3 protein-coding genes are annotated in these 5,263 nt (G+C 41.1%); all 3 read right to left on the bottom strand.

Translation table 11 applies throughout. From position 1 onward, the window contains the following. Positions 1–90: 90 nt before the first annotated feature. The 3 genes from AB4238_RS21720 to AB4238_RS21730 are packed head-to-tail and all read right to left on the bottom strand — an operon-like array spanning position 91 to position 4,882. Positions 91–1,620, bottom strand: coding sequence for a SpoVR family protein (locus tag AB4238_RS21720; protein WP_372035642.1), 1,530 nt, complete (start codon positions 1,618–1,620; stop codon positions 91–93). A gap of 8 nt (positions 1,621–1,628) precedes the next feature. Continuing rightward, positions 1,629–2,897 carry a YeaH/YhbH family protein gene (locus tag AB4238_RS21725; protein WP_372035644.1) on the bottom strand — a complete coding sequence of 423 codons (1,269 nt, stop codon included), beginning with the start codon at positions 2,895–2,897 and terminating at the stop codon, positions 1,629–1,631. Between the two features lie 50 nt (positions 2,898–2,947). Further along, on the bottom strand, positions 2,948–4,882 hold the full coding sequence (locus AB4238_RS21730; protein ID WP_372035645.1) for a PrkA family serine protein kinase: 1,935 nt from the start codon (positions 4,880–4,882) through the stop codon (positions 2,948–2,950). Positions 4,883–5,263 lie beyond the last annotated feature (381 nt).

The raw sequence follows: 5,263 nt of genomic DNA on the forward strand, positions 1-5,263 counted from the left end.
AACGACTGAGTAGATCGGTCAACCGATAATTTTAATACTAAATGATCGGCATTAGCCCTTAACGGCGCTTTTTTTGTGTCTTGAATAAGGTTAGATATTGGCTGCGTTGTCTAACTTTCGTTCCGGGCAAGCAGCAATGACCTTCATATCACCATTATTTCCTTGTTCAATTTGAACATCAAAGCCCCATAACCTATGAATATGCTTAACGACTTCATGTCGAGTGTCTGCTAGTGGGATCCTAGCATTAGGCACGTAACGGAGCGTAAGCGACCTATCTCCGGATACTTCAACATTATGTACTTGGATATTAGGTTCTATGTTTGACAAGTTGTACTGTTGTGACAGTTTCTCTCTGATCTCTTTATACCCCTGTTCGTCGTGTATAGCTGATACAGCCAAATAATTTTTGTTATCGTCATCTAGGATTGAGAATAGTTTAAATTGACGAATGATATTCGGAGAGAGGTATTGGCTTATAAAGCTTTCATCTTTAAAATTCTCCATGGCAAAGTGCAGCGTTGTTAACCAATCACTGCCTGCGATATCTGGGAACCAGTGTTTATCTTCCTCGGTAGGGTTTTCGCATATACGGCGTATATCAACGAACATATTGAAACCGAGAGCGTAAGGGTTTATACCGCTATAGTGTGGACTGTTATAACTTGGCTGTGCGACAACGTTAGTATGGCTTTGCAAAAATTCTAACATGAAGCGATCTGTTACTAATCCTTCATCATACAAATGGTTTAATATCGTATAGTGCCAAAATGTAGCCCAGCCTTCATTCATCACTTGAGTTTGTTTTTGAGGATAGAAATACTGACCCATTTTTCTGACTATCCGAACAATCTCGCGTTGCCAAGGTTCTAAAAGTGGCGCATTTTTTTCAATAAAGTACAGAATATTTTCTTGAGGCTCAGCCGGGAAGCGTTGAGCTTTAGCTTTTTGTTCCTCATGCGGCGCTACAGGCACGGTGCGCCATAAATCATTAACCTGACTTTGAAGGTATGCTTCACGGTCCTTTTGACGCATCTGCTCCTCTTTGAAAGATATTTCACTTGGACGCTTGTATCTGTCTACACCGAAACTCATTAGTGCATGGCATGAGTCAATAATACTTTCAACTTTTTCGACACCATGTTTTTCCTCGCAGTCGCTAATGTAATTCCTAGCAAATACAAGATAGTCAATAATGGAGCTTGCATCGGTCCAAGTTTTGAACAAATAGTTACCTTTAAAAAAACTGTTGTGGCCAAAGCTAGCATGCGCCATAACTAGAGCTTGCATCGTTATGGTGTTCTCCTCCATGAGATATGCAATACAAGGCTCTGAATTAATGACAATTTCATAAGCTAAGCCCATTTGTCCTCTTTTATAGCCTTGTTCAGTCTCAATAAAACGTTTACCAAACGACCAGTGGGTATAACCAATAGGCATGCCTATTCCCGCGTAAGCATCCATCATCTGCTCAGCGGTAATAACCTCAATTTGATTTGGATAAGCATCTAATCGGTAGTGGTTTGCTACGCGTTCAATCTCTGTTAAATAGGTTTGTAGCAACTCGAAGTTCCAATCGGGACCATCATCTAATGGTGTTCTTTTCTTTGCATTCTCCATAGCGCCCCCTATACAGCTTGCTTCTTGAACAGCTCTCTAAATACAGGATAAATATCTTCCGCCTGCTTTATATGCTGCACAGCAATATTGTCGTGTGATTTTTGTAGTGTTTCGTACTCTCTCCACAGCGTTTGGTGCGCTCTGTTAGTGATTTCTATATAACTAAAATATCTCACCACCGGCAGTAATTGCTTTTCAAGTATTTGATGGCATGAAGGGGAGTCATCAGCCCAATTGTCGCCATCAGAAGCTTGAGCGGCATATATATTCCACTCATTTTCGGGGTAGCGCTTTTGTTGGATCTCATGCATCAATTTCAATGCACTTGATACAATCGTCCCACCTGTTTCTTGAGAATAGAAAAACTCATGTTCGTCTACTTCTTTAGCCTGCGTGTGATGGCGGATGTATACGACTTCTAAGTTTTTATAGGTTCTTGTTAAAAATAGGTAAAGCAGAATATAAAAGCGCTTTGCCATATCTTTAGTTGCTTGGTCCATAGAACCTGAAACATCCATTAGACAAAACATCACCGCCTGGCTAGAGGGCACTTCTCGTTTTGCATAGTTGTTGTAGCGTAAATCAAAGGTATCGATAAAAGGTACTTTTTTGATCCTGCGCTGTAGATCTTCTATCTCTGCTTTAAGGGTGAGGATCCTGTCAGCATTTGACCCTGCTTTATTCTCGAGTTCCTCTAGCTCTTGCTGTAGTTCGAGTAGGGTTCGCTTTTTAGTGGACGTCATCGCCATACGGCGTGCAATTGATGAGCGCAGTGAGCGAACGATGTTGATATTTGCTGGCACACCATCATTAGTAAATCCAGCTCGATATACTTGATATTCAACAAGCTTATTAAGGCGGTTATTCTGGAGATTCGGCAGTTCTAAATCTTCGAATAATAGTTCCAAATATTCATCTTTAGAGATCTGGAATACAAAGTCGTCGTTTCCTTCACCTGAATCAGATGCTTCACCTTGGCCAGCGCCTTGCCCGTTGCCTGATGGCGGTCTTTCTATTTGATCGCCACGGCTAAACTGGTCATTACCTGGATGGACCCGTTCACGGATACCGCCACTACCTTGATGGAAAGTAGGCTCACTGATATCCCGAGTGGGAATACTTATCTTTTCTCCTTTGTCTACGTCGGTAACACTTCTATGGGTGACCGCATCACTGACGGCCTTCTTAATTTGTTTCTTATAACGATTAATAAAGCGTTGTCGATTAACCGTGCTTTTTCCCTTTGCATTGAGTCTTCTATCAATGAAATTTGCCATGCGCACCTCCTAGCCTGATTAAAGGGGGAGAGTCCCCCCTAGTTGGCTTTCTAAGAAGACTTCCTCACTCTCAGATACCACTCTGAAAGTAGTCTTACTTGCTTTTGGGTATAGCCTTTTTCCATCATTCTGTTGACGAAGTCATCGTGCTTACGTTGATCATCGGTTGATGTCTTACCATTAAAAGAGATCACAGGAAGCAGATCTTCGGTATTGGAGAACATCTTTTTCTCAATGACGGTTCTTAGCTTCTCGTAGCTAGTCCAAAGTGGGTTTGTACCTTCGTTATTTGCCCTTGCTCGTAGTACAAAATTGACTATCTCATTTCGAAAATCTTTAGGGTTGCTAATACCTGCTGGCTTTTCAATTTTTTCTAGTTCAGCATTAAGTGCAGCCCTATCAAATAATTGGCCTGTTTCAGGATCTCTATATTCTTGATCTTGGATCCAAAAATCGGCATAGGTGACATAGCGATCAAAAATGTTTTGCCCGTATTCTGAATAAGATTCAAGATAAGCCGTTTGGATCTCTTTTCCAATAAACTCTACGTACTTGGGGATAAGGTAACCCTTCAGAAACTCTAGATAACGTTCTGCAACTTCAGTTGGAAACTGCTCCTGTTCTATCTGACGCTCTAGTACATAGAAAAGGTGCACCGGGTTTGCAGCAATTTCTGTATGGTCAAAATTGAATACTTTGGATAAAATCTTAAACGCAAAGCGGGTGGATAAACCTAGCATCCCTTCATCGACACCAGCATAGTCTCGGTACTCTTGGTATGACTTTGCCTTTGGATCTGTATCTTTGAGGCTTTCGCCGTCATAAACTCGCATTTTTGAATAGATTGATGAATTTTCGGGCGCAACGACTCGTGACAGTACACTGAATTGGGCTAGGGTTTCTAGGGTACCAGGTGCACAGGGAGTGTTGGCTAATTCTGAGTTTGTCAGCAGTTTTTCGTAGATCCTTACCTCTTCTGAAAGTCGTAAGCAGTAAGGGACTTTTACGATATATACTCGGTCTAAAAACGCCTCGTTAGTTTTGTTGTTTCTAAAGGTTGTCCATTCCGATTCATTGGAGTGGGCGAGAATAATACCGCCAAAGGGTAGGGCTGAAAGCCCCTCTGTACCGTTAAAGTTACCTTCTTGGGTAGCCGTAAGCAGCGGATGTAAGACTTTTATTGGCGCTTTAAACATCTCGACAAACTCCATCATGCCTTGGTTCGCGCGGCATAATGCTCCTGAATAGGAGTAGGCGTCAGCATCATTCTGTGCAAAATGCTCTAATTGTCTGATATCGACTTTACCAACCAAAGATGAAATATCTTGGTTGTTTTCATCACCCGGTTCAGTTTTCGCAATAGCTAATTGATCGAGAATAGAGGGGTATACTTTAACAACTTTAAACTTTGAAATGTCTCCGCCGTATTCATGTAATCGTTTTACAGCCCATGGCGACATAATGCTTTTTAAATAGCGTTTAGGGATCCCATATTCCTGTTTTAAAATATCGCCATCTTCTTCAAGATTAAATAGGCAGAATGGGTGGTCGTTGACTGGGCTGCGCACACCATCGGCAGTAAGTACATAAATAGGTACGTTCTGCATTAATGCTTTAAGTTTCTCTGCTAAAGAGGATTTACCGCCGCCAACAGGGCCTAATAGATAAAGAATTTGTTTAGACTCTTCAAGTCCTTGGGCTGAATGTTTTAAATATGCAACAATTTGCTCAATCGCCTCTTCCATGCCGTAAAAATCTTTAAAGGCTGGATAGCGAGATATTAAGCGATTGGAAAAGAGTCTGCTTAAGATTGGGTCTTTAGACGTATCAATTAACTCTGGTTCTCCAATAGCAATTAATAAGCGCTCTGCTGCAGATGCAAAAGCACTGCGATCTTCTTTACATATGCTGAGAAATTCTTCTAGAGAATACTCTTCATCTAGTTTTTTTTCATATCGTTGTTGGTAATGCTCAAAAATACCCATAACCCACCCCCTAAACAACTTAAAAGAATTAGAGGCTATTAATATAAGCCTCCCACTATTAAGGTTAGTCGGTATTTTGCAGAGGTGAGAGAAAAAACCAAATAAAAACAATAGGAAATAGTTGCAAATGCAATAATTGCAAATGTGGCGATGGGTTTGATTCACTCTTTGCCTGTGAAACTGTTGTCAGATCTTGGGAGACTAAATTGATGAAAGAGGGGAAAATCTTAGACCTAATACCAATTGCATTAAAAGTTTGACCATTCAGCGGGAATTCAAAGCGCTGTAGGCAAGTAGTGGGATTTGAGCTAATCGTTATTCTCGGCTCTGGCATCCTGCTTCGCTCTACCTCCTAAATCCATTTAGTCGTATATCCAAATC

Origin of the sequence: Shewanella sp. 10N.286.45.A1 (assembly GCF_041470405.1) — a bacterium.
In the GTDB taxonomy this organism is placed as follows: Bacteria; Pseudomonadota; Gammaproteobacteria; order Enterobacterales; family Shewanellaceae; genus Shewanella.

Excerpts from the sequence above, each read along its gene's own strand:
- AB4238_RS21730 (WP_372035645.1), bottom strand. The coding sequence starts at position 4,882 with ATGGGTATTTTTGAGCATTACCAACAACGATATGAAAAAAAACTAGAT.
- AB4238_RS21725 (WP_372035644.1), bottom strand. The coding sequence starts at position 2,897 with ATGGCAAATTTCATTGATAGAAGACTCAATGCAAAGGGAAAAAGCACG.
- AB4238_RS21720 (WP_372035642.1), bottom strand. The coding sequence starts at position 1,620 with ATGGAGAATGCAAAGAAAAGAACACCATTAGATGATGGTCCCGATTGG.